The organism is Phocaeicola sp. RTP21198st1_B8_RTP21198_201120 (assembly GCF_040929485.1).
In the GTDB taxonomy this organism is placed as follows: domain Bacteria; phylum Bacteroidota; class Bacteroidia; order Bacteroidales; family Bacteroidaceae; genus Phocaeicola; species Phocaeicola dorei.
Window position 1 is genome coordinate 1 of the sequence record NZ_JBCOCI010000272.1, and the last position, 1,678, is coordinate 1,678.

The 1,678-nt window shown below is 42.4% G+C and carries 2 protein-coding genes; both read right to left on the reverse strand.

Annotation, left to right across the window (positions count from 1 at the left end):
• Window positions 1–550: glycoside hydrolase (locus AB5935_RS25325; protein WP_368327792.1), on the reverse strand; the 550-nt coding region annotated here is incomplete at its 3' end.
• Between the two features lie 10 nt (window positions 551–560).
• A partial coding sequence (locus AB5935_RS25330) for a RagB/SusD family nutrient uptake outer membrane protein (RefSeq protein WP_368327793.1) occupies window positions 561–1,678 on the reverse strand: 1,118 nt, incomplete at its 5' end.

Here is a 1,678-nt window from a genome sequence, read left to right on the forward strand (position 1 = left end):
CTTTATCCGAACGTGCTTGTCCGTTATAAGTATAATATACAGGAGGCGTATTACTGAACAGTACGAATGACTCACAGCCATACTCTTTAGCCTTTTCCATAAAATATCTCCGCCCCGCAGATTTGGACCAATCATAGCTTCCATTTGCACTTGTCAAAAAACAGTCGACACGTCGTTCCTTTTTATCTGAAACAATACCACTTGCATCTCCTTGTTCTTCCGAACCTCCTCCCAAATTAAACCGCCACATGGATAAACCGATGCCCTGCGAATTCCCTTTGTCATCAACTTCGCGGGAAAATAACAATTTTGCAATGGCTTCTTTATTGGAAGTGCTCCAGTATTTGCCTACATATTCCATATCCCATGCATCGGAAGATGCAAAACCATCAATTGTCTGATATACAGTTGAGGCATCAATTGTAACATTGATAGTGGTATCGGTCGGCAGTTTAACTTCATATTCCGGCACGAATGTATATTCATCATTACATGCGCAAAGCCCTGCCGCCATGCATGAAAGTCCTATAAATAAATTTCTGTGTTTCATAATCATTTAATTAATTATATCCGGGATTCTGTACTATACTACCATTACTCTGACTAATCTCTGTGGTCGGAATCGGGTATACCAAGTCACGCTCTTCTTTGAAATTACGTCCCTTAGAGCTACTTTCCTTCTGATTTCCAAGCTCATACGTATCGGTAGATTCTTTTGTATTGTATATCACAAATGAACCGTTCGGTCCCATAATATCACTCATAACAGACTTTCCACTATCATTTTTCCAGCGACGGATATCAAACAGACGTTGGTTTTCCAATGCCAGTTCAAGACGACGTTCCTGACGTATCGCATCGCGAAGTTCAGTACCACTGGATTCTACCGGATCTAAGTCTACACGTTCTCTGACTTTATTTAAAGCCCAGCGAGCCTGTCCGTCATCTTTCAACACATTTTCAACTTCGGCATACATCAACAATACATCCGCATAACGTAGAATACGATAGTTCAATGGATTATGAGAAGCATCGTATGGTTCAGGACGTTGGGCATAAGGAATGTATACTTTACGAGTCACACGACCTGACTTATGCGAATCGGTCGAAACCGAATAAGGTACGGTAGAAGACCAATGGGTATCACCCGGCACACTGGTTGCTTTGTCTTTAATAATAGTCCATTTCAAACGTATGTCATCTCCTGCTGTCTTGAAAGCTGTCTCCAGATTGCTTGTCGGCAAGCCCCATGCCCAGCCACCGTCATCACGGGAACCACATACAACAGGCATTCTAAGTCCTAAATTATAGGCTATATCACTATTAGTCTGCACTTCAAACAGTGATTCAACACTATTATTGTGAGAAATGCTCCACACATCTCCAAAATCATCCAACAAATCATACCCTTGTGATGCATGCCCATTCAAACCCAGCACTTGTTCCAGCATATCCTCTGCTTCCTCATATTTTTCCTGATAAAGATAAGCTTTTGCCAATAGCCCTTGTGCTGCCCCTTTAGTGGCACGCCCTAAGTCGGCACTGGCATATTCACCTTTAACAGGTAATACATTAGCAGCATCTTTCAGGTCATTCTCAATCTGTGTGTACACCTCTGCTGCAGAAGCACGCTGAATCCCTTCTATCTCCGAAGGCATCTTCATCCCCAGTACTAACG